At 66.8% G+C, this 21,488-nt stretch carries 18 protein-coding genes; 13 read left to right on the top strand and 5 right to left on the bottom strand.

Annotated elements, in window-relative coordinates:
- The first annotated feature begins 24 nt into the window (after window positions 1–24).
- From AC5P6E_RS00720 to AC5P6E_RS00705, 4 genes are all read left to right on the top strand, one after another.
- Window positions 25–1,344 (top strand): dicarboxylate/amino acid:cation symporter, encoded by a 1,320-nt coding sequence (locus AC5P6E_RS00720; RefSeq protein ID WP_019338741.1) that lies wholly within the window; start codon window positions 25–27, stop codon window positions 1,342–1,344.
- A 215-nt stretch (window positions 1,345–1,559) separates the two neighbouring features.
- Window positions 1,560–3,557, top strand: a complete 1,998-nt coding sequence (gene tkt, locus AC5P6E_RS00715) for a transketolase (protein ID WP_010484072.1) — start codon at window positions 1,560–1,562, stop codon at window positions 3,555–3,557.
- 271 nt (window positions 3,558–3,828) lie between these two features.
- On the top strand, window positions 3,829–4,107 hold the full coding sequence (locus AC5P6E_RS00710; RefSeq protein ID WP_010484073.1) for a type II toxin-antitoxin system RelE/ParE family toxin: 279 nt from the start codon (window positions 3,829–3,831) through the stop codon (window positions 4,105–4,107).
- An 11-nt stretch (window positions 4,108–4,118) separates the two neighbouring features.
- Window positions 4,119–4,424 (top strand): HigA family addiction module antitoxin, encoded by a 306-nt coding sequence (locus AC5P6E_RS00705; protein WP_010484074.1) that lies wholly within the window; start codon window positions 4,119–4,121, stop codon window positions 4,422–4,424.
- A gap of 86 nt (window positions 4,425–4,510) precedes the next feature.
- Here AC5P6E_RS00705 and AC5P6E_RS00700 read toward each other — a convergent pair whose 3' ends face one another.
- On the bottom strand, window positions 4,511–6,463 hold the full coding sequence (locus tag AC5P6E_RS00700; RefSeq protein WP_495230606.1) for an acetyl-CoA hydrolase/transferase C-terminal domain-containing protein: 1,953 nt from the start codon (window positions 6,461–6,463) through the stop codon (window positions 4,511–4,513).
- A 34-nt stretch (window positions 6,464–6,497) separates the two neighbouring features.
- Window positions 6,498–7,055: a flavin reductase gene (locus AC5P6E_RS00695; RefSeq protein ID WP_019338739.1), complete on the bottom strand. Its 558-nt coding sequence runs from the start codon at window positions 7,053–7,055 to the stop codon at window positions 6,498–6,500.
- Window positions 7,056–7,173: 118 nt separating this feature from the next.
- Here AC5P6E_RS00695 and AC5P6E_RS00690 point away from each other — a divergent pair, with 118 nt between their 5' ends.
- Genes AC5P6E_RS00690 through AC5P6E_RS00680 form a run of 3 tightly spaced genes read left to right on the top strand, consistent with a single transcriptional unit; the run spans window position 7,174 to window position 9,333 of the window.
- Window positions 7,174–7,539, top strand: coding sequence for a BlaI/MecI/CopY family transcriptional regulator (locus tag AC5P6E_RS00690; protein ID WP_012481135.1), 366 nt, complete (start codon window positions 7,174–7,176; stop codon window positions 7,537–7,539).
- Window positions 7,532–8,773 carry a M56 family metallopeptidase gene (locus AC5P6E_RS00685; protein WP_329835450.1) on the top strand — a complete coding sequence of 414 codons (1,242 nt, stop codon included), beginning with the start codon at window positions 7,532–7,534 and terminating at the stop codon, window positions 8,771–8,773. The genes AC5P6E_RS00690 and AC5P6E_RS00685 overlap by 8 nt, the downstream gene beginning before the upstream one ends.
- On the top strand, window positions 8,770–9,333 hold the full coding sequence (locus AC5P6E_RS00680; protein WP_019338737.1) for a hypothetical protein: 564 nt from the start codon (window positions 8,770–8,772) through the stop codon (window positions 9,331–9,333). Before AC5P6E_RS00685 ends, AC5P6E_RS00680 begins: the two co-directional genes overlap by 4 nt.
- A gap of 57 nt (window positions 9,334–9,390) precedes the next feature.
- Here the strand turns inward: AC5P6E_RS00680 and AC5P6E_RS00675 are convergent, their stop codons facing one another.
- From AC5P6E_RS00675 to AC5P6E_RS00665, 3 genes are all read right to left on the bottom strand, one after another.
- Window positions 9,391–10,191 carry an MBL fold metallo-hydrolase gene (locus AC5P6E_RS00675; protein WP_019338736.1) on the bottom strand — a complete coding sequence of 267 codons (801 nt, stop codon included), beginning with the start codon at window positions 10,189–10,191 and terminating at the stop codon, window positions 9,391–9,393.
- Window positions 10,192–10,202: 11 nt separating this feature from the next.
- A complete protein-coding gene (locus tag AC5P6E_RS00670) occupies window positions 10,203–11,021 on the bottom strand; it encodes a S1/P1 nuclease (protein ID WP_329835449.1) in 819 nt (272 codons plus the stop codon).
- Window positions 11,022–11,257: 236 nt separating this feature from the next.
- Window positions 11,258–11,887 carry an OmpW/AlkL family protein gene (locus AC5P6E_RS00665; RefSeq protein ID WP_019338734.1) on the bottom strand — a complete coding sequence of 210 codons (630 nt, stop codon included), beginning with the start codon at window positions 11,885–11,887 and terminating at the stop codon, window positions 11,258–11,260.
- A gap of 193 nt (window positions 11,888–12,080) precedes the next feature.
- Between AC5P6E_RS00665 and gap the strand changes: the two genes are divergently transcribed.
- From gap to pyk, 6 genes are all read left to right on the top strand, one after another.
- The gene (gap, locus tag AC5P6E_RS00660) at window positions 12,081–13,085 is read left to right on the top strand and encodes a type I glyceraldehyde-3-phosphate dehydrogenase (RefSeq protein ID WP_010484083.1); all 1,005 of its coding nucleotides are present in this window, start codon (window positions 12,081–12,083) and stop codon (window positions 13,083–13,085) included.
- A gap of 125 nt (window positions 13,086–13,210) precedes the next feature.
- Window positions 13,211–15,886, top strand: a complete 2,676-nt coding sequence (locus AC5P6E_RS00655) for a DUF2339 domain-containing protein (RefSeq protein WP_329835447.1) — start codon at window positions 13,211–13,213, stop codon at window positions 15,884–15,886.
- A complete protein-coding gene (locus AC5P6E_RS00650; RefSeq protein WP_010484085.1) occupies window positions 15,883–17,259 on the top strand; it encodes a DUF3999 domain-containing protein in 1,377 nt (458 codons plus the stop codon). Before AC5P6E_RS00655 ends, AC5P6E_RS00650 begins: the two co-directional genes overlap by 4 nt.
- Window positions 17,260–17,898: 639 nt before the next feature.
- Complete coding sequence (locus AC5P6E_RS00645) at window positions 17,899–19,074, top strand: phosphoglycerate kinase (RefSeq protein ID WP_010481432.1); 1,176 nt, start codon at window positions 17,899–17,901, stop codon at window positions 19,072–19,074.
- On the top strand, window positions 19,071–19,724 hold the full coding sequence (locus AC5P6E_RS00640) for an HAD hydrolase-like protein (RefSeq protein WP_019338732.1): 654 nt from the start codon (window positions 19,071–19,073) through the stop codon (window positions 19,722–19,724). Before AC5P6E_RS00645 ends, AC5P6E_RS00640 begins: the two co-directional genes overlap by 4 nt.
- A gap of 210 nt (window positions 19,725–19,934) precedes the next feature.
- Entirely contained in the window at window positions 19,935–21,401 is a 1,467-nt protein-coding gene (gene pyk, locus AC5P6E_RS00635) for a pyruvate kinase (protein ID WP_010481436.1), read from the top strand.
- Window positions 21,402–21,488: the final 87 nt, after the last annotated feature.

The raw sequence follows: 21,488 nt of genomic DNA, 5'->3' as shown, positions 1-21,488 counted from the left end.
TTCATTTTTCGAGGAAACCCGCGCATGACAGCAGCTGCTGCCGACAAGAAGAAGTTGCCCCTGCATTGGAAGATGGGCATCGGCTTTGCGATCGGCCTGATCCTGGGACTGATCGTGCACGCCCTGGGTGGCAGCGTCGATGGTCTGCAGGCCGGTGCCAAGTGGGTAATGGACTACATCACCACCCCGGCGTCGGGCCTGTTCCTCAACCTGATCTTCATGCTGATCGTGCCGCTGATCTTCTCGGCGCTGATCATGGGCGTGTCGGAGATGGGCGACATCCGCGCCCTCGGCCGCATCGGCTGGAAGACCCTGGCGTATACCGTGCTGCTGTCCGGCATTGCCGTGGGCATCGGCCTGGTGCTGGTCAACCTGCTCAAGCCGGGCGCGGGCGTCGATCCGCAGGTCGCCGCGATGATGCTGTCGGAGAACGCCGAGCGCAGCAAGGAAATCGTTGCTGGCATCCATGGCACGCCGAAGGGCATGGACATGCTGCTGTCGATCGTGCCGAGCAACGTGCTGCAGGCGGCGTCTGACAACGGCGCGATCCTGTCGCTGATGTTCTTCGCGCTGATGTTCGGCATCGGCATGGTGCTGACCGACAACGAGAAGGTCGCCCCGCTGCGTCGCGCCATCGAAGGCGTGTTCGAAATCTCGATGACCCTGATCAACCTGGTCATCCGCCTGGCCCCGTATGCGGTGGCCTGCTTCATGTTCAACTTGGCCGCGCTGTTCGGCTTCGAACTGATCATCCGCCTGGGCGCCTACGTGGGCGTGGTGGTGCTGGCGCTGGGCCTGCACATGATCGTGACCTACGGTACCGCCGTGTGGCTGTCTGGCCGTTCGCCGCTGTCGTTCTTCCGCGATACCCAGGAAGCGACGGTGATGGCGTTCTCCACCGCCTCCAGCAACGCCACCCTGCCGACCGCGCTGCGCGTGGCCGACCAGATGGGCCTGCCGCAGCGCGTGTCGCGCTTCGTGCTGACCGTGGGCGCCACCGCCAACCAGAACGGCACTGCGCTGTTTGAGGGCGTGACGGTGATCTTCCTGGCCCAGTTCTTTGGCGTGGACCTGAGCATCGGCCAGCAGATCATGGTGATGGCGGTCTGCATCCTCGGTGGCATCGGCACGGCCGGCGTGCCGTCGGGCTCGCTGCCGGTGGTGGCGATGATCTGTGCGATGGTGGGCGTGAACCCGCTGGGCATCGGCCTGATCCTGGGCGTGAATCACTTCCTGGACATGTGCCGTACCGCCCTGAACGTGACCGGCGACCTGGCCCTGACCACCCTGGTGGCCAAGGGCGAGTCCCACGATGGCCCGGTGCTGGGCCCGCAGCAGGACTGAGTCCGGAGCCACTGCCGGTGACCTGATCGGGGGCGGATCCCTTTCCGCAAGGAAAGGGATCCGGCCCCTTTTCACATGCGGAATCCGGCAGAGATCACGACGCTGCCGGCCAGCGGCCGGCACGACCGGACAAGGTGAACCGACCCCCCGCCCGGCGACTATGGGACAATAGGCCGCCCGCACGTCCGCGGCCGCCTCCCGATTCCGACAGAACCATGACGCAGCCTACCCGTCGCCAGTTGGCCAACGCCATCCGCTTCCTTGCCGCCGATGCGGTTGAAACCGCAAAGTCCGGCCACCCCGGCATGCCCATGGGCATGGCCGACATCGCCGAAGTCCTCTGGAACGACTACCTCCGCCATAATCCGAGCAATCCGCACTGGTTCAACCGCGACCGTTTCGTGCTGTCCAACGGCCACGGTTCGATGCTGCAGTACGCGCTGCTGCACCTGAGCGGTTACGACCTGCCGATCGAGCAGCTGAAGCTGTTCCGCCAGCTGGGGAGCCACACCGCCGGCCACCCGGAACGCCATGAGACCCCGGGCGTGGAAACCACCACCGGCCCGCTGGGCCAGGGTTTCGCCAACGCCGTGGGCTTCGCCCTGGCCGAGAAGCTGCTGGCACAGCGCTTCAACCGCCCGGAGCTGGAAGTGGTCGACCACCGCACCTGGGTGTTCATGGGCGATGGCTGCCTGATGGAAGGCGTGTCGCATGAAGCGGCGTCGCTGGCCGGTACCTGGGGCCTGCACAAGCTGGTCTGCTTCTGGGACAACAACCACATCTCCATCGACGGCAACGTCGAGGGCTGGTTCACCGACAACACCCCGGAGCGTTTCGAAGCCTATGGCTGGAACGTGGTCCGTGACGTCGATGGCCACGACCCGGAAAGCATCAAGGCCGGCATCGAGGCCGCGCTGTCGCAGAGCGACAAGCCGACCCTGATCTGCTGCCGCACCACCATTGGTTTTGGTTCGCCGAACAAGGCGGGCAAGGAATCCAGCCACGGCGCACCGCTGGGCAAGGACGAACTGGAAGCCACCCGCAAGCAGCTGGGCTGGGAATACGGTCCGTTCGAGATCCCGCAGGCGATCTACGACGGCTGGCGCGCCAATGGCGCCGGCACCCTGCGCCAGGCCGAGTGGGAACAGCTGTTCGACAAGTACGCCAGCCAGTACCCGGGCGAGGCCGCCGAACTGACCCGTCGTTCGCACGGCGAACTGCCGGCCGACTTCGTTGCCAAGGCCGATGCCTACATTGCCCAGGTGGCGGCTGAAGGCCCGACGATTGCCTCGCGCAAGGCCTCGCAGCTGGCCATTGAAGCCTATGCCCCGCTGTTGCCGGAAATCGTCGGCGGCTCGGCCGACCTGGCGCACTCCAACCTGACCCTGTGGAAGGGCAGCAAGTCGGTCGCCAGCGACGACGCCAACGCCAACTACGTGTACTACGGCGTGCGCGAGTTCGGCATGACCGCCATTGCCAATGGCCTGGCCCTGCACGGTGGCTTCATTCCGTTCGACGCCACCTTCCTGGTGTTCAGCGACTACGCCCGCAACGGCGTGCGCATGAGCGCGCTGATCCCGGCCCACGCCATCCACGTCTACACCCACGATTCGATCGGCCTGGGCGAAGACGGCCCGACCCACCAGCCGGTGGAGCACCTGGCCTCGCTGCGCTACATCCCGAACAACGACGTGTGGCGCCCGTGCGATGCGGTCGAGTCGGCAGTGAGCTGGAAGGCCGCGATCACCCGCCAGGACGGCCCGAGCTGCCTGGTGTTCAGCCGCCAGAACCTGCCGCACCAGCCGCGCAACGCCGAGCAGATCGCCCAGATCGAGCGCGGTGGCTACGTGCTGGCCGATGCCGCCGGTACCCCGGACGTGATCCTGATCGCCACCGGTTCGGAAGTCTCGCTGGCCACCGAAGCCAAGGCCCAGCTGGACGCGGCCGGCCTCAAGACCCGCGTGGTCTCGATGCCGTCCACGGACGTGTTCCTGCGCCAGGATGCGGCCTACCGTGAATCGGTGCTGCCGAACGCCGTGCGCAAGCGCGTGGCCGTGGAAGCTGGCGTCACCGGTTTCTGGCGCCAGTTCGTCGGCCTGGACGGTGCCGTGATCGGTATCGACACCTTCGGTGCCTCGGCCCCGGCCGACCAGCTGTACAAGCACTTCGGCATCACCACCGCCCACGTGGTGGAAGCTGCCAAGGCGCTGTAAGCAGCATCGCAGCGTGATGAAGGAAAGGCCGGCGCACGCCGGCCTTTCTCGTTTTCCTGGGTAGATCCACGCCATGCGTGGACGAGAAAAGGGGACGGCGTGTTCCGCCCGACGGCGCCGCTGTCGCGTTGGCCTCTTCATCTGGCCTGCGTTCCTTGCGAAAAGGAGAGTCTGCCGAGACAACCTCAATAGTAAAAATGGTCAACAAGCGCGGCGCAGAAACCTATACTGGATTTGCGGAGTGTAAGGTGTGGCCTTACACTGGTGCTGCATGATCGTCAGCTTCAGGCATAAGGGCCTGAAGGCGCTCTATGAGCGGGGCGACATTTCCGGAGTCCGTGCCGATCATGTGGCTCGGTTGCGGCGTTTGCTTCTGCAGTTGGATCAAGCCCGGCTGCCTGGAGACATGGGGCTGCCCGGAAATCGCCTGCATCCCCTGCACGGAAGCTATAGCGGCTACTGGGCTGTGAATGTCTCGGCGAGTTGGCGATTGGTGTTCCGCTTTCGTGGGCTCGACGTCGAACTGGTCGATTACCTTGATTACCACTAGGAGTCTGCTCGATGCCGTTGCATGATCCGCCGCATCCAGGAGAATCGCTGCGCGAAGACATCCTGCCGGCGATCAGCATGTCCATCAGTGCGCTGGCGCAGCACCTTGGTTATTCCCGTGGACAGCTGTCGACCATCATCAACGGGCACGCCGGCATCTCTGCTGAACTCGCGTACCGTCTTGAACTTGCGGGCCTCGGCAGTGCTCGTATGTGGCTGGCGATGCAGGCGGCCTATGACCTGTGGCAGGTCGAGCATCGAGAGCATCCGCCCATTGCCCGCCTGTATCTTGAGGATGCAGTGAGGATCGGACAGTAGATCCGCGCCATGCATGAATAAAGAAGGGGACGGAGGGGATCAAGTCGTCTGTGCATGAACGACTTGATCCCCTCCGTCCCCCTTTCTCAGGCAGTGCGTGCCAGCGCCAGGCGCAGCAGTCGCGCGTCCAGGCGCTCTGCGAAATCCGTCGGGGCCTGTAGACCCATGCGCTGCAGGTACACCGCATCGCCGTCGCCGGCCGGTTGCCGCAACGCTGCCCAGACGGTACGCAGCTTGTCGCCGCGGGTCTGCGTGTTGGCCTTCAGCCAACCCAGCGCTTTCACCAGCACCTGCTCGATCTCGTTGAAGTCGCTGCCCAGCGGATAGTCCGGCAGGCTGCCATCGGCGCGGAACGGTGCCAGCGCTGCCGCCAATGCCTGCGGCGTATTGCGCTGCAGACGCGCCGGGTCCGGTTGCGCGGTCGCCAGCAGCTTGCACGCGGCATGTGCCTGCTGCAGCAGATCGCCCTGGAACGGGGCTTCGGTGATCGCGGTCATCGCATGCACGCAGTCCTCGTCGGTCAGACCACGCAGGTCGGCGATGCCGTACTCGTTCAGGTAGATGTCGCGCAGGTGGCGCGGGATGGTGGTGTGGCCGTAGTTCCAGCGCACGTTGGATTCACGCCGGCCCTTGTCATCGCGCGCGGCGCGGAACATCAGCACGCTGCGCGCTTCCGGCAGGGCATGTGCCATCGCCACGAAGTTGTACTGGCCGCCCACGCCGGACACCACGCGTCCATCGTCCAGCGCGTCCGACACCGCTGCACCCAGCGCGGTGGCCATCATGCAGGAATTGAAGAAGCGCGCGTGCCGGCGCTGCAGGCGTTCCAGCGTTTCGTTGCTACCGTACAGCTGGTTGATCTCGCTGATGCGGCGCATGCCGATCGCACGACACTCATCTTCCGGCAGCGTGCGCAACCACTCGTAGAACTCCGGCGAGCCCAGGTAGAACGCGCCGTGCAGGTACTCGCCCTCGGCGGCCAGGGTGGCGTGGTCGATGGACAGCGTGCTGCCATTTTCGATGCGCTGCATCAGCGCCAGGTCGTCGTGCACCTTGCGCTTGATCACCCCGGTCTGCACCAGCCGGCGGAAGCCCTCGTTGAGCATCTCGCTGCAGCCGTACAGGCCCACTTCGAACGGATCCAGCCCGCCGATCTCCTGCACCAGCGGGTGGCTGGCCAGCTGCGGATCCAGCGCATGCAGCACGCGGCGGTAGCGCGCGTTGTCGGTGTGGCGCAGCACCAGTGCATGGCTGAGCGCGTCGGCCAGCGTGCCGATGCCGATCTGCAGGGTGCCGCCGTCGCGCACCAGCGTGCTGGCATACAGGCCGATGGCGTAGTCGGCATCGCCGACCGGCTGCCGCGGCAGCCCGAACAGCGCCGGGTACGGCGGCGGCGGGGTGATCACCAGATCGAAGAACGACACATCGACCGTCGCCGAGCCGCCCAGATAGGGCAGCTGCGGATCGATCTCGGCGATCATCAATGGGCGCGGCAGGCCGCGCGCGGTCATCGCATCCAGGGTGTCCTGGGTGATGTCGTTGTTGCACGACAACGACAGCCGGCGGTCATCCGGCCGCATCGCCACCTTCTGCACGATCACCTGCGGCGCGCGCTGGGCGACCGCATCGGCGGCGTGGGTGTAGTTCAGGCTGGTGTAGCTGGACTGCGCCTGCCGCGAACCGAGCAGGGCGCCGGACTGCATGTAGAACTCTTCCACCTGCACATGTGCCGGCAACGCGTCGCGCGCGATCGCATCGGCATAGGCCAGGCGCGGGAAATCGTCGCCGAAATGGCGCTGCGCGAACGGTGCCATGAAGCGCGCTTCCAGGCCGTTTCCGCGGGCCTTCGGCGGGTTCAGCGACAGCGCGGTATACAGCTGCAGCGGCCGCGAAGGGTCGTGCTCGACGCGTGCGTAGAGGGCATTGAGCAGCCGGTGCGGCTTGCCCAGCGCCAGCGGTGCTCCGATCCGCAACGGCCCGTCCACGCGCGCAAACAACCAGTCGACGGCGGCGTCCAGGTCGGTGACGTGTTCGGTCATGCGGGGCGGTCCTGCGTGTGGGGGAGTGCTGGCATTACAGCATGTCGGGCTTGAACCGCCGTCGACGCGAGACTTCCGCGCCGGACACCATGAACTGCCCATCGCCGCGGTAATGCACCGTGCGCGGCAGCTTCGGCCGGGGCGCGACGTGGGCGCGCACGATTTCCCAGATGAACAGGTTGCTCGATTGCGCCTGGCTGTCGTCGTAAAGACGGCATTCGAAGCACGAATGGCATTGTCCGACCAGCGGCGCGCCAACCTCGCGCGCAGGTACTGCATCCAGCCCGAAACGCGCGAACTTGTCGACCTCGCGGCCGCTGCAGTTGCCGATGTCGACCACGGTATCGAGCAGCTCCACGCCGGGTACGTTGATCACGCACTCGCCACTACTGACGGCCAGTGCATGGCTGTGGTTTTCATTCCACAGGTAGGTGGCGACCAACGACGGCGAAAAGCCCATCACCATGTGCCAGCCCATCGTCATCAGGTTGCGCTGGCCCTGCCACGCGGTACTGACCAGCACGATTGGGCCGGGTTCGAGGAAGCGGCGCGCCTGCTCGACCGGGAAATCCTTCTTGGACAGCGCTTTCATCCGGGGCCTGGGGCGGGAGGAATCGATGCTGGCGCAGCCGGGATGAACCCGGAGTCGAGGGGCTTGACAGATGATTCGATTACGCGCGTAATCGGGCTGTCGATTACGGATGTAAACCATGACCCCGATCAGCGAAGCCGAAGCCGTTGTGATGGAGGTGCTGTGGCAGCAGGCACCGCGTAGCGCCGACGAAGTGGTGGCCGCGCTGGCCCACCGCGACTGGGCCGAGCCGACCATCAAGACCCTGCTCAACCGCCTGCTGACCAAGGGCGCGATCGCTGCCGAGCGCGATGGCCGGCGCTACCTGTACCGGCCGCTGCTGCAGCGCCAGGCATGGGTGGAGGCGCAGAGCCAGGACTTCATCGGGCGTGTCTTCGAGGGGCGCGTGGCGCCGCTGGTCGCGCACTTCAGCGAGCGCGGCCAGTTGAGCGCGCAGGACATCGCCGAACTGAAGAAGCTGATCCAGGAGCTGGACCATGACTGAGCTGCTCGACGGATTGTGGCAGGCCAGCCTGTGGCTGGCGGTGGGCGCGGTCCTGCTGGCAGTAATGCGACCGCTGCTGGTGCGGATGGGCGGCGCGGGGCTGGCCTACCGCAGTTGGTGGCTGCTGCCGATGCTGCTGGTGGCACTGATGCTGCCGTTGCCGCAGGTTGCGTTGTTGCAGCAGGTGCCCACGCTGCCGCTGAAAGTGATGCCCGGTGCCATCGATGCCCTGAACGGGCCGTCGTTGCCATGGGCCGGGCTGTTGCTGGTGCTGTGGGCATTGGGCACGGGCCTGTGCCTGCTGCGCGACCTGCGCGCACAGCGTCGTTTTGAACGGCGGATGGGCCCACTGAAGCCGCGCGCCGATGGCAGCTGGCAGGCCAGCGGCGACCCCGGCCTGCCGGCCCTGGTGGGCCTGTGGCGGCCGCGCATCGTGGTCGGTCCGGCATTCGACCAGCAGTTCAGCGCACAGGAACAGGGGCTGATCCTGCAGCACGAGCGCAGCCATCGCCGCCATGGCGATCACTGGGCCAACGGCGCGCTGCTGCTGGCGCGCGCGGTGTTCTGGTTCCACCCGCTGCTGCCATGGGCGGCACGCCGCTTCCTGCGCGATCAGGAATTGGCCTGCGATGCCCGCACCATCGGTCCGCAGCCTGCGCTGCGCGGCCTCTATGCCAGCACGCTGCTGAAGGCGCAGCTGGTCCACCCGGTTGCGCCCGCGGTCTGCCATTGGCGCAGCCAACCCGTGTTGAAGGAGCGTATCGCCATGTTGAAGCAGTCCAAGCGGAAGGCATTGCCGTGGGTGTCCGGGCAGGTGCTGGTGGTCGGGTTGTGTGTGGGCATGGGGGCGGTGGCATGGGCCAGCCAGGGCGGTGCGGCCGGTGGCACCCGGATCGGTGTCGAGCCGTTCGAACATGCGCAGGACGATGCGGCCAATGCGGGGTTGGACCGGCCGATCCAGGTGGACAAGATGCCGCCGCCGTCCTATCCGAAGTCCGCCTTCGAGCAACGCCAGGTAGGCGTGGTCAATCTGCGCATCGAGGTGGATGCCCAGGGCCATCTGACCGATGTGCAGGTGCTCAGTGCGACCAACCCGGGTGTGTTCGACGCCGTCTCCGTCGCCGCCGCGCGCAGCTGGACCTATCGTCCCGCGGTGAAGAACGGCAAGCCGGTGGCCGGTGCCGTACGCATTCCGATCACCTACGCCATGGATGACACCGAGGACGCGAAGTGAAGTCCGCGCCGCTGTTGATGATGGCGGCGCTGCTGGTGGGGTGTGCAACCCAGGATCGCCTGACCACCGTCGATACCCGCAGCGAGAATGTCGGTCACCAGCGCCTGCAGCCGCAGACGGGCGGCGGCAGTGGGCAGCTGCAGGTGTATTCGCTGGGTGCGACCGAGGGCTACCGGATGCCGCAACTGTACGCGGCACCGGACCCGGAGGTCGGTGATCGCGACCCGCGCGCGGAACTGGCGCCGACCACCATCTGCCTGCAGGTGGTGGTTGATGCCAACGGCGACGTCGAGCGCAGCCTGCCATTGACCGATCGCCCGGAGTGCGTGGCAGGTGCTGCGGGCGAGAATGCGCCCCTGCTGCAGGCAGCGCAGGAAGCCGTGGCGATGTGGAAGTACTCGTCCGCAGCGGTCTGCCACTTCGCGGCCGGCAAGGTGCCTGCCAATCGCGGTGACTGCCGGGGCGCCGAGCGTGTCGAGCCGGTGGCCGTCACCCTGCAATATGCCTTTACCTTCGAGATCGTGAAGGGCCAGCACGTGGTGCGCACGCAGGGAAAATGATCGCTCGCGATGACCGGGGTAGCGCCGGGCCATGCCCGGCGGGCGCAGCGGCGTGGATCAGGCCCCGCCCTGGATGTTGGCCTTCACTGCGGGCTGCATCAGCTTCGGTTCTTCCAGCGTCGCATCGCGGGCCTGGCGCACGCTGACGAACTCTGCCTCGGCCACGCCGTCGTGCACGTGGATGTTGTGCGCGCGCTGTTGGCCGATGGTGGTTTCGTTGGCGAACCCGCGGCCACCGGGGCCGTAGTCGTGGCAGACAAACACGCGCGTCGCATCGGGCAGGGCCAGCAGGCGCTGGATCGAGCGGTACAACTGCGCGGCATCGCCGCCCGGGAAGTCGCAGCGGGCAGTGCCGCCGTCGGGCATGAACAGCGAGTCGCCGGTGAACAGCGCATTGTCGATCAGATAGGCGATGCTGTCGCTGGTGTGGCCGGGCACGGCGATCACCTGGCAGCGCAGTTCACCCAAAGCAAAGGTCTCGCCATCGCTGAACAGGTGGTCGAAGATCTCATCGGCCGCGGGAAGCTGCAGGCCATAGCGCGGTGCGAACGTGGCCTGCACCGCGCGGATGCCTTCACCGATGGCCAGCGTGGCCTGCGGGAACCGTTGCTTGAGCCGGCGCCCGGCCGACACATGGTCGGCGTGGGCATGGGTTTCCAGCAGCCAGCGCAGCTGCAGGCCCTGTTGTTCGATGGCCTGCAACGCGGCATGCAACGGCGCTTCACTGCTGGCGTCGGTATCCGGGTCGTAGTCCAGGACCGGGTCGATCAGCGCCGCCTCGCCGCTGGCCACGTCGCTGACCAGGTAGCTGAAGGTGTTGCTGTCACGGTGGAAGAACGACTGCACCTGGACCGACATCGGAACTCTCCTCAGCGCGTGCCGAGCACGCGGTTCAGCAACTGCGCCAGGTTCTCACCGGCCAGTCGCAGCTGCGCTTCGGCCAGCGGCCGGTAGCGCTCGGTGTATTCGTCACCGATTTTACGCGTGGCCGGATAAACGCCAGCTTGCATGGAGATGCGGCAGCTGGCTTCGGCCCACGTCTGCGGGTCGCGCTGCGGGTTGGACTGGCGCGCGAGCTTCGGTGCGCGCTGGCTCTGCAGCACCGGCAGGTAGCCGGCGTCGTCCAGCTTGCGGGTGTTGAGCATGCCACTGTCCCACAGCGAGTGCAGGTTGGTACCGCGGTTGCCGAACTGCAGCTGGAAATCGTTGCCGCCCTTGTCGTGGGCGTAACCGGCGTGCATCGGCTGGTGGATGTCGCCGACCAGATGCACCACGAACTTCAGCGCCTGCAGGCGCTCGCCGTCGGTCAGGCTGCGATCGCCGAGGATGGCGCTCTGTGCCTTCAGGGCCTCGACGATGCAGTTGCCGTTTTTGCAGTGCTTCGGTGCTTCGTAGTGGCAGTTGTCTTCGGCGATGTTGACGTAGTGCCAGCCGGCCGAGCGGCGGCCCAGGCCCGGGTCCTTGGCGCGCAGCTGGTCGGCCCACGGCGCGATGCTGGCCAGCGTGGCGTCCGGTTCGGTGGCCAGCAGGCGGTCCACTTCGGCGCGGGCGGTGGGGTTGAGGCGGGCGTCGGCGACTTCGGCGACAAGGCGGTGGCCTTGCGCGCCCCAGGCCTGTGCGGGGGCGGAGACGGACAGCAGGGCCGGCGCCAGGGCGGCGGCGAGGAACAGGGAGTGCAGGGCTTTCATGCGCACATTCTAGCGGGGTAGGTGGATTGAAGAGCGGCGCGTTCCTGTTCCGAAGTGGGAGCGCAGAGGAATGGGTTTACGGCGTGTCCCGGCTCCGCTCCCCGCCTTGCCCCAGCTCCGGAACCGCTTCAGTCCCAGGCACAAAAAAGCCCCGGCAATCACCGGGGCAACATGCTGCGAGGGTTTTGCGTGCGGCGGGGGAGCGGGGGCGAAGCCCCCGCGCTCAACACACCGCTTTAGAACTTGAAGACGTACGAAGCGCCATAGACCAGCGGATCGATGTTGACCGTGCCGATCTTCTCGCCGTTCAACTTCACCTTGCTGTCGATGTCGATCCAGCGCATGTCCACGCGCAGCGCGCCCTTCTCGCCGATCGCGAAGTCCACGCCCGCATGCGCGGCCAGGCCCCACGAATCCTGCAGCTTCAGGCGGCTGTCCTTCAGCGCACCGGTGGTGTCTTCGCTGAAGAAGGTCGTGTAGTTCACGCCCGCACCGATGAACGGCGACACCTTGCCCTTGCTGTTGAAGTGGTACTGCACGGTCACCACCGGCGGCAGCTGCTTGGTGCTGCCCACGCGGCCCAGGCCATTGATGTTGATGTCGTGCTTGAACGGCAGCGCGGCCAGCACTTCGATGCCCAGGTTGTCGGCGATGAAGTACTCACCGGTGATGGTCGGCTTGACGTCGTTGTCGACGTCGACCTTCAGGGTGTGGTTGGCCAGCCAGCCATTGTTCGACTTCGGCGCCACCTGGTGCACGCCGGCGGAAAGGGTCCAGTCGCCCTTGGACTGGGCCATGGCCGGGGCGGCGGCGAGCGACAGGGCGGCGGCCAGGCTGGCCACGATCAGGGGGGAGGTCTTGCGCATGGGGGTGATCTCGTTGCTGGGTGGATGTGACCAGTTTCGGCCTCACATCGCGCTAACGCTTTGATCCGGATCAAATCCTGTCTGCCGGCCCGCTGCCCGCCGGGGCTGGCCCGCGGTGGCCAGCCCCGGTTTGCTAGACTTGTGGGCCCTATCCATCCCGCCGCACCCGTCGCGGCCGCAGGAGCTTGAGAACATGGCAATCAAGGTTGGTATCAACGGTTTCGGTCGCATCGGGCGTAACGTCCTGCGCTCGGCGGTGCTGAACTTCGGCGACGACATCGAAATCGTGGCCATCAACGATCTGCTGGAGCCGGACTATCTGGCGTACATGCTCAAGTACGACTCCGTGCACGGTCGTTTCAAGGCCGACGTGGCGGTGCAGGGCAACGACCTGCTGGTCAACGGCAAGAAGATCCGCCTGACCCAGGAACGCGACCCGGCCAACCTGAAGTGGAACGAAGTGGACGTGGACGTGGTGATCGAGTCCACCGGCCTGTTCCTGACCAAGGAAACCGCGCAGAAGCACATCGATGCCGGCGCCAGGAAGGTCATCATGTCGGCCCCGTCGAAGGACGATACGCCGATGTTCGTCTACGGCGTGAACGACAAGACCTACGCCGGCCAGGCGATCGTCTCCAATGCTTCGTGCACCACCAACTGCCTGGCCCCGCTGGCCAAGGTCATCAATGACAAGTGGGGCATCAAGCGTGGCCTGATGACCACCGTGCATGCGGCTACTGCCACCCAGAAGACCGTCGATGGCCCGTCCAACAAGGACTGGCGCGGTGGCCGTGGCATCCTGGAAAACATCATTCCGTCGTCCACCGGTGCGGCCAAGGCTGTCGGCGTGGTCATTCCGGAACTGAACAAGAAGCTGACCGGCATGAGCTTCCGTGTCCCGACCTCGGACGTGTCGGTGGTCGACCTGACCGTCGAGCTGGAAAAGGAAGCCACCTACGCCGAGATCTGCGCCGAAGTGAAGGCACAGAGCGAAGGCCCGCTGAAGGGCATCCTCGGCTACACCGAAGACAAGGTGGTGGCCACCGATTTCCGCGGCGAGACCTGCACCTCGGTGTTCGACGCCGAGGCCGGCATCGCCCTGGACGGCACCTTCGTCAAGCTGGTCACCTGGTACGACAACGAGTGGGGCTACTCGAACAAGTGCCTGGAAATGGCCAAGGTCGTCGCCGCCAAGTAAGGCCGGCGAAGATCGCACGCGGACCCCGGCCTGGCCGGGGTTCGTCGTTTATGGGGCCAGCCCTGTCGTAGCATGGGCCGGTCGACCGCTGCCGCTGGGGCGCGGGATTGCAATGGAAGCATGCAATGGAAGCATTGATCGCCCTGGTGGTACTGGTCCTGCTGGCCATCCCGCTGCTGCTGGTGGTGGCGCTGGTGATGATTGCCGGCCTGCGCCGCCGTGTGGCCGCGCTGGAAGGTGCCTTGGCCGCCGCGCCGGCCGTCCGGCCGGTTGCAGCCGAGCCTGCGCCAGAACGGGCTGCGCCCATGCCTGCGGCCGGCGCCGATCCGCCGTTCCTGCGGCCGGTGGCGGCTGCCGCACCGCCTCCGTCCCAGCCAACGCCGCCGCCGGTGCGCGAAGTGGTGCCTGCAGCAACGGAGGTGCCGCGCCCGGTCGCACCACCGCCGGTGCCACACGCGCCGTTGCAGCCGCCGTTGCCTTCCGAACCGGCGCTGCCCAACTTCATCGAGCGCGGCATCGGAGCGGTCAAGCGCTGGTTCACCGAGGGCAACGTGCCGGTCAAGATTGGCATGCTGGTGCTGCTGGCCGGTGTTGCCGCGCTGTTGAAGTACGTCAGCGACCAGGGCTGGCTGGTGCTGCCGATCGAGCTGCGCCTGGCCGGTGTCACCGTGGGGGCGCTGGGCCTGTTGGCGTTCGGCTGGCACCAGCGCGAGCGCCGGCGCCTGTTCGCACTGGCGCTGCAGGGCGGTGCCATTGGCGTGTTGCTGCTGACCATCTTCGCCGCATTCAAACGGTTCGAGATGCTCAACCCCGGGTTTGCCTTCGCCAGTTCGATCGCGCTGGTGGCCGGCCTGTGCGTGCTGGCGGTGGTGCAGAACTCGCGCACGTTGGCGGTGCTGGGCATCCTCGCCGGCTTCATGGCACCGCTGTGGCTGTCCACCGGCAGTGGCAACCACGTGGGGCTGTTCAGCTACTACGCGGTGCTCAACGCTGGCATCTTCGCCATCGCCTGGTTCCGTCCGTGGCGTGCGCTGAACCTGCTTGGCTTCGCTTTTACCTTCGGCATCGGTACGTTCTGGGGCGTGTTGCAGTACGCGCCGGACAAGTTCAGCAGCACCGAGCCGTTCCTGCTGCTGTTCTTCGCCTTCTACCTGTTGATCCCGCTGCTGTACGCGCGCCGGCAGCCCGCCGGGCGACGTGACCTGGTCGACGGCAGCCTGGTGTTCGGCACGCCCTTGGTCGCCTTCTCGATGCAGGCGGGCATGCTGCACGAGCAGCCGATGACGCTGGCGCTGTGCGCGCTGGGCCTGGCGGCGATCTACGCCGTACTGGCGCGGGCACTGATCGCGCGCGCGTCTTACACCGTGCTGGCGCAGTCGCATGCGGTGCTGGCGGTGGGCTTCGCCACGCTGGCGGTGCCGCTGGCATTGTCTGCGCGTGCCACCGGCGCGGTGTTCGCGCTGGAAGGTGCGGGCCTGGCCTGGCTGGGCCTGCGCCAGAAACGCTGGCTGCCGCAGGTGTCCGGCGCGTTGCTGCAGATCGGTGCTGCGTTCGCCTTTGTGGCCGGCGCCGACCACTGGCTCGAAGACGCACGCTTCCTGCTCAACCCGACCGCCATCGGCGCGTTGCTGCTGGCCATTGCCGGCTTCGCGTCGGCGTGGAGTTACCAGCGCAGGGAGCGCCATGAGATCGCACTGGTCTACTACCTGTGGGGCCTGCTGTGGTGGCTGGGCGGTCTGGTGCACGAGATCTTCCGCTTCTTCCCGCAGCGCACGCAGGCCGATGCGTTGCTGGTGCTGGTCGCGGCCACGGCCTGGCTGGCGGCTGAAATGCAGCGCCGCCAGCCGGCACGCGCGCTGGGCGTAACCGCCCTGGCGATGCTGGCCCTGGGCTTCCCGCTGGCGCTGATGCAGAGCGATGCGCACCAGCAGCCGTTCGCCGGCTATGGCGCACTGGCCTGGGCGGTGTTCGCGGCGCTGGGCGTACGTACGTTGCTGTGCCTGCGTCAGGGCGGCAACACCGTGGCACGCATCGCGCAGTTCCTGTGGTGGCTGCTGTGGCCGTCGCTGCTTTCGTTGCTGGCCCTGTGGGGCGGCGGCGAGGCCGGGCTGGCACAGGGCTGGACGCTGCTGTTGTTCACGCTGCCGTGGCTGCTGATGGCGGCGCTGTCGTTGTGGCGCTGGAATGCACTGCGCTGGCCGTTGGGGGCTGCCTTCGACAGCGTGCGCCTGCCGTTGCAGTGCGTGCTGTTCGGCCTGCTGTCCGCAGGCTGGCTGTTCGGCCAGTTGCTGCCGGGGGACGCAGCGCCGCTGCTGTGGCTGCCGGTGTTGAACCCGGCCGAGCTGGGGCAGTGGTTGAGCCTGGCGCTGCTGGCGCGCTGGCTGTACAGCGGGCAGGCGCCGCAGGCACTGGTGAAGATCCGGCTGCCGCTGTTGGCATTGGCCACCTTCGTTGCGCTGACCAGCCTGGTGCTGCACGGCGTGCATCAGTGGGGCGGCCTGTCGTGGAGTTCGTCGATGATGCGTTCCAGCCTGGCGCAGACCAGCCTGACCGTGCTGTGGAGCGTGCTCGGCGTGATCGCCTGGGTATGGGGTTCGCGCCGCGGCCAGCGCGTGTTGTGGATGGTCGGTGCCGTGCTGATGGGTGTGGTACTGGCCAAACTGGTCATTGTTGATCGCCAGCACCTGGGCAACCTGCTGGGCATTGCATCGTTCATCGCCTACGGCCTGCTGTGCACGGTCGTGGGTTATCTGGCACCTGCACCGCCGAGCGCGGCGCCGACCGTGGAGGAAAAACAATGAAGACGTGGAGCAGGGCGCTGCTGCCGGCGATGTTCGGCATGCTGGCCGCCGTCACCGCACAGGCCGCCGATTACCGTACCCAGTACGCCGAACAGTGGCCGCTTACGTTGTCCAGCGCACAATCGGGTGCCTACCGTGTTGTGCTGGAACCGGCGATCTACCGTCGCGCCGGCAGTGCGGACCTGGGCGATGTGCAGGTGTTCAATGCCGCCGGCCAATCGTTGCCGTCGGCCTTGCTGGCGCCGGATCAGCCGCTGGCACAGCCGCCGGTGCAGCGTGAGCTGCCGTGGTTCGCGTTGCCGCCACTGGCCGAAGCCCAGCGCAACGACCTGCAGTTGCTGACCGAGCGCGATACCGATGGCCGTGTGCGTCGCGTGGAAGCCCGCGTGAGTGGTGGTGCGGCGGCGAGCGGGCAGGGTGGCTGGCTGATCGACGCCAGTGTGCTGGGCCAGCAGCCGCTGGCGGCGCTGGTGCTGGATTGGGCTGACAGTGGCCAGCCGTTGCAGGCTCAGGTGCAGCTGGACGTCAGCGACGACCTGCAGCACTGGCGTGCGATTGGCCGCGACATTCCGCTGGTGGATCTGCAGCGCGCCGGCAAGCGCCTGCTGCAGCGCCGCCTGCAGGTGGATGGTGAAGCGCGCTATCTGCGCGTGCTGGCGCAAGGCGATGCGCGTCTGCCGACGCTGCGCAGCGTGCTGGCCGAGCTGCCGCCGGCACCGGCGACGCTGCCGTGGGAATGGTTGTCGCTGGAACCGACCTCGAAGGGCAAGGGCGAATACACCTTCGAGATGGATGGCCGCTTCCCGGCGGCACGTGCCGACGTGGCCAGCACCGACAACAGCCTGGTGCAGTGGACATTGTTCAGCCGCGATGACCAGAGCGCGGAATGGCAGCGCCGCAGTGCGCCGTGGATTGCCTATCAGCTGCAGCAGGGCGCGCAGGGCCAACGGCAGCAATCGGCCGCGCAGCCGCTGGGCGGCGTGCATCGGGATCGTTATTGGAAGCTGGTGGCGAACCCCGCCGAAACGGCCACCGCACCGACTCTGCGCCTGGGTTACCAGCCCGAAGTACTGGTATTCCTGAGCCAGGGCGCGGCGCCCTACGCATTGGCGGTGGGCAGCTCGACCGCGCGCCGCACGGAGGCGCCGATTGGCGTGCTGATCGAGGAACTGCGCTTGCGCAACGACCCGTCGTGGCAGCCGACGCTGGCACGACTGGAAGGCAGCCCGGAGCCGCTGGCCGGCGACGCGGCGCTGAAACCGCAGCACGATTGGAAGTCGTGGTTGCTGTGGGCGTTGCTGGGTCTGGGTGTGCTGGTAGTGGGCGGCCTGGCGGTCAGTCTGCTTCGGCAGAAGCCGGCGCCTTCGGCGTAGGTTCCGGCGAACGGCGCAGCCCCTCGTGGGTGGGGGGGCGTGCAAAGCAAAAGCAAAAGCCGCGCTTGGCCGGGCGGGGTGGGTTCGCGGGGGACGCCGCAAGTACGTCCTTGTAGGCTTGGCAGCCGCATCCATGCGGCTGACACCCCCGCGAACCCACCCCGCCCGACCTCTGACAATTTCCGGTTGCTTCCACCCACGGAAGAGAAAGAAGAAGAGCAAGAGCAAAGCAGCTTCGCTGGAAGCTTCTTGTAGAGCCGAGCCCACGCTCGGCTGCTCTCCGCGAAATCTCCAGCCGAGCATGGGCTCGGCTCTACGTTCCTTCTCCGTCCGACATCAGAAACCGCTCTTGCCTTTTGCCATCCGCTCCACCTCGTGAACCTGTCGAGGCCGGGGCGGTGTGGGCTGGCAGGGGTGTCCGCGGCATGGATGCCGCGGCCAAGCCCCCAAGGACGGGTTTACGGCGTCCCCTGCCAGCCCACACCACCCCGGCCCACTCACAGCACCACGAAGCGCCAGCGCTTTGGCTGTTGCTGTGCGCCTCTGCCTGCCGCAGGCATCGACCCTCCCACCACCCGCACCCGATACAATGGCCGTCTGCCGTACCCGGCATCCCGTCCCTGAGCCAAAGAGTTGCCCATGTCCATCGTCCGCATGACCGACCTCGACCTCTCCGGCAAGCGCGTGCTGATCCGCCAGGATCTGAACGTGCCGATCGAGAATGGCCGCATCACTTCCGAACAGCGCATCACCGCTTCGCTGCCGACGCTCAAGCGCGCGCTGGAGCAGGGCGCGGCGGTGATGGTCACCTCGCACCTGGGGCGCCCGAAGGAAGGCGTGTGGAGCGAAGCCGAGTCGCTGGCGCCGGTCGCCCAGCGCCTGTCCGAGCTGCTCGGCCGCGAGGTTCCGCTGGTGCGCGACTGGGTCGACGGCGTCGACGTGCAGCCGGGCCAGCTGGTGCTGCTGGAAAACTGCCGCATGAACGTCGGCGAGGGCAAGGACGATGAAGCCCTGTCGAAGAAGTACGCGGCGCTGTGCGATGTGTTCGTGATGGATGCCTTCGGCACCGCGCACCGTGCGCAGGCCTCCACCCACGGTGTCATCCGCTTCGCCCCGGTGGCTGCCGGTGGCCCGCTGCTGATGGCCGAACTGGACGCGCTGGCGCAGGCGCTGGATGCACCGGCCAAGCCGCTGCTGGCCATCGTCGCCGGCAGCAAGGTCAGCACCAAGCTGGAACTGCTGGCCAACCTGGTCGGCAAGGTCGATCAGCTGATCGTCGGTGGTGGCATCGCCAATACCTTCATTGCTGCCGCCGGCTACAACGTCGGCAAGTCGCTGTACGAGCCGGACCTGCTGGATACCGCCAAGAAGATCGTGGCCGATGCCAAGGCGCGTGGCGCCGACATTCCGCTGCCGGTGGACGTGGTCACCGCCAAGCAGTTCATGCCGGACGCGGTTGCCGAAGTGAAGGCGGTCGACGCGGTTGCCGAAGACGATCTGATCCTGGACATCGGCCCGCAGACCGCTGCGCAGTACGCGCAGCTGATCGAAAAGGCCGGCACCGTGGTCTGGAACGGCCCGGTCGGCGTGTTCGAGTTCGAAGCCTTCAGCAAGGGCACCGAAGCGCTGGCCCGCGCCATCGCCAGCTCGCCGGCATTCTCCATCGCCGGTGGCGGCGACACCCTGGCCGCGGTCGACAAGTTCGATATCGCCCAGCAGGTCAGCTACATCTCCACCGGCGGCGGTGCGTTCCTGGAGTTCCTGGAAGGCAAGACCCTGCCGGCGGTGGCCGCACTCGACGCGCGCGGCGCATGAGTACCGAGCGCGGCAAGGATGTGCTGTTCTTCGACCTGGACGGCACGCTGATCGATTCGCAGGTGGGCATCACCGCCTGTATCGCTTACGCGCTGCAGAAGATGGACCATCCGGTGCCGCCGCAGGAGACGCTGCTGGGCTGGATCGGTCCGTCGCTGCGGACCACCTTCGCGCCGCTGTTCGTTGAACCGGCGCGGGTGGAACAGGCGGTGGGCTACTACCGTGAGCGCTTCGATGCCGAGGGCTGGCGCGAGCATACGGTGTACCCGCAGGTGGAAGACACCCTGCGCACGCTGCACGGTCGTGGCCACCGCCTGGCGGTGGTCACGGCCAAGAACGAGCCACATGCACGCCGCATCCTCGCCCACCTGCCGTTCGGCGGGCTGTTCGAGGAGATCGTCGGTTCGACCCTGGACGGTTCGCGCAGCCACAAGCCGGAACTGGTGGGTGAGGCATTGCGCCGCCTGCAGGTGCAGCCCGCGCGGTGCTGGATGATCGGCGACCGCCGCATGGACATCGAAGGCGCACACCACCACGGCCTGCGCAGTGTCGGCGTGCTGTGGGGTTTCGGCGGTGAGGCCGAACTCACCGAAGCCGGTGCCGGCCAGCTGGCACGCGAGCCAGCACAGCTGACGACGCTGTTGGCCTAGGCTCCTGTAGAGCCGAGCCCATGCTCGGCTGCTTCGGCCTATGCCCAGCCGAGCATGGGCTCGGCTCTACAGAACTGCCTGCGCCAGCGTATGTCCGGCCGATGTCCGTTCCATGACCCGCGAAGTCAGGCAGCACAAGGCTGTAACCGTATACATGCGGCGTGAAGGATGTGCTAATTTCCGTTCTTTATCGGGAGAGGCCCATTCACCATGTTCGAGCGTCAGCGTCGCACCAAGATCCTTGCCACCCTCGGTCCGGCCACTGATCCGCCGGGCGTGCTGGAGGATCTGTTCCGCGCCGGCGTCAACGTGGTGCGCCTCAACTTCAGCCACGGCGATCCCTCCGGCCAGGCCAAGCGTGCCGCCGAAGTGCGTGCTGCTGCGGCCCGCGTGGGCGTGGAAGTGGGCATCCTGGCTGACCTGCCGGGCCCGAAGATCCGCATCGAACGCTTCGCCGAAGGCAAGGTGCAGCTCAAGGCGGGTGACCGCTTCGACCTGATCGCCAGCGCCAACGCCGGCCCCGGCGATGCGACCCAGGTGGGCGTCAGCTACCTCGGCCTGCCGCAGGACGTCGGCCCGGGCGATGTCCTGCTGCTCGATGATGGCCTGATGCAGCTGCAGGTGGTCGAAGTGCAGGGCGAGCGCATCATCAACACCGTGCTCAATGACGGCGCGCTGTCTGATCGCAAGGGCCTGAACAAGCAGGGCGGTGGCCTCTCGCTGGGCGCACTGACCGAGCGCGACAAGGAGCTGATCGGCATCGTCGCCAGGATCGGTGTCGACTTCATCGCCGTGTCGTTCTGCCGCAACGCGCAGGACATGAACGACGCCCGTGACATCGCCCGCTCGCATGGCTGCGATGCTGCGCTGGTGTCGAAGATCGAGCGCACCGAAGCGATCGAGAACCTGGAAGAGATCGTCGAGGCCAGCGACGTGGTGATGGTGGCCCGCGGCGACCTCGGCGTGGAAATCGGCGATGCCGAGCTGCCGGGCCTGCAGAAGAAGATCATCAAGGCCTCGCTGGCGCAGAACAAGGTGGTGATCACCGCCACGCAGATGCTGCAGTCGATGGTCGAAAGCCCGATCCCGACCCGTGCCGAAGTGCTGGACGTGGCCAACTCGGTCATCGACGGTACCGACGCGGTGATGCTGTCGGCTGAAACCGCTGCCGGTGCGTACCCGGTCAAGGCGGTGGAAGCGATGGCGCGTATCTGCCTGGGTGCCGAGCGCCAGTTCCAGACCGAGACCGACTTCAACGCCTCGCCGCGTAATCTGGAACGTGCCGACCAGGCGATTGCCATGGCCACCATGTTCCTGTCGCAGCACGTGGGCGTGCGTGCGATCGTGGCGATGACCGAATCCGGTGGCACCGCCCGCTACCTGTCGCGCTTCCGCGCCAAGGCGCCGGTGTTCGCAGTCACCCGCCACGACGGCGCGCGCCGCCAGATGGCCCTGATGCGCGATGTGTTCCCGATCAACTTCGACAGCCGTGGCCTGACCCCGCGCGAAGCCGCGCGCGGCAGCATCCGCCTGCTGGTGGAAGCCGAACTGCTGCAGGCCGGTGACCGCGTCGTGTTCACCAGCGGTGAGCACATGGAAACCCTGGGCGCGACCAACACCCTGCGCCTGCTGGAAGTGGGTGAAGACGGCCGCGCCAGCGGCCTGGGCGATCTGTAAACCCCGTCGGCCCCGGGTCGGAGCCGCCGTGCGGATCCGACCCAGGGTCAGATCCGCAAAGGGGCTCTGACCCGGCGCAACAGGACA

The organism is Stenotrophomonas sp. YJH_SMC_16, assembly GCF_059367875.1.
This window is presented reverse-complemented; position numbering and strand designations above follow the sequence as displayed.

What these genes read in the sequence shown, in the direction of transcription:
- AC5P6E_RS00720 (WP_019338741.1), top strand. Translation starts at nt 25, where the DNA reads ATGACAGCAGCTGCTGCCGACAAGAAGAAGTTGCCCCTGCATTGGAAG.
- tkt (WP_010484072.1), top strand. Translation starts at nt 1,560, where the DNA reads ATGACGCAGCCTACCCGTCGCCAGTTGGCCAACGCCATCCGCTTCCTT.
- AC5P6E_RS00710 (WP_010484073.1), top strand. Translation starts at nt 3,829, where the DNA reads ATGATCGTCAGCTTCAGGCATAAGGGCCTGAAGGCGCTCTATGAGCGG.
- AC5P6E_RS00705 (WP_010484074.1), top strand. Translation starts at nt 4,119, where the DNA reads ATGCCGTTGCATGATCCGCCGCATCCAGGAGAATCGCTGCGCGAAGAC.
- AC5P6E_RS00700 (WP_495230606.1), bottom strand. Translation starts at nt 6,463, where the DNA reads ATGACCGAACACGTCACCGACCTGGACGCCGCCGTCGACTGGTTGTTT.
- AC5P6E_RS00695 (WP_019338739.1), bottom strand. Translation starts at nt 7,055, where the DNA reads ATGAAAGCGCTGTCCAAGAAGGATTTCCCGGTCGAGCAGGCGCGCCGC.
- AC5P6E_RS00690 (WP_012481135.1), top strand. Translation starts at nt 7,174, where the DNA reads ATGACCCCGATCAGCGAAGCCGAAGCCGTTGTGATGGAGGTGCTGTGG.
- AC5P6E_RS00685 (WP_329835450.1), top strand. Translation starts at nt 7,532, where the DNA reads ATGACTGAGCTGCTCGACGGATTGTGGCAGGCCAGCCTGTGGCTGGCG.
- AC5P6E_RS00675 (WP_019338736.1), bottom strand. Translation starts at nt 10,191, where the DNA reads ATGTCGGTCCAGGTGCAGTCGTTCTTCCACCGTGACAGCAACACCTTC.
- AC5P6E_RS00670 (WP_329835449.1), bottom strand. Translation starts at nt 11,021, where the DNA reads ATGAAAGCCCTGCACTCCCTGTTCCTCGCCGCCGCCCTGGCGCCGGCC.
- AC5P6E_RS00665 (WP_019338734.1), bottom strand. Translation starts at nt 11,887, where the DNA reads ATGCGCAAGACCTCCCCCCTGATCGTGGCCAGCCTGGCCGCCGCCCTG.
- gap (WP_010484083.1), top strand. Translation starts at nt 12,081, where the DNA reads ATGGCAATCAAGGTTGGTATCAACGGTTTCGGTCGCATCGGGCGTAAC.
- AC5P6E_RS00655 (WP_329835447.1), top strand. Translation starts at nt 13,211, where the DNA reads ATGGAAGCATTGATCGCCCTGGTGGTACTGGTCCTGCTGGCCATCCCG.
- AC5P6E_RS00650 (WP_010484085.1), top strand. Translation starts at nt 15,883, where the DNA reads ATGAAGACGTGGAGCAGGGCGCTGCTGCCGGCGATGTTCGGCATGCTG.
- AC5P6E_RS00645 (WP_010481432.1), top strand. Translation starts at nt 17,899, where the DNA reads ATGTCCATCGTCCGCATGACCGACCTCGACCTCTCCGGCAAGCGCGTG.
- AC5P6E_RS00640 (WP_019338732.1), top strand. Translation starts at nt 19,071, where the DNA reads ATGAGTACCGAGCGCGGCAAGGATGTGCTGTTCTTCGACCTGGACGGC.
- pyk (WP_010481436.1), top strand. Translation starts at nt 19,935, where the DNA reads ATGTTCGAGCGTCAGCGTCGCACCAAGATCCTTGCCACCCTCGGTCCG.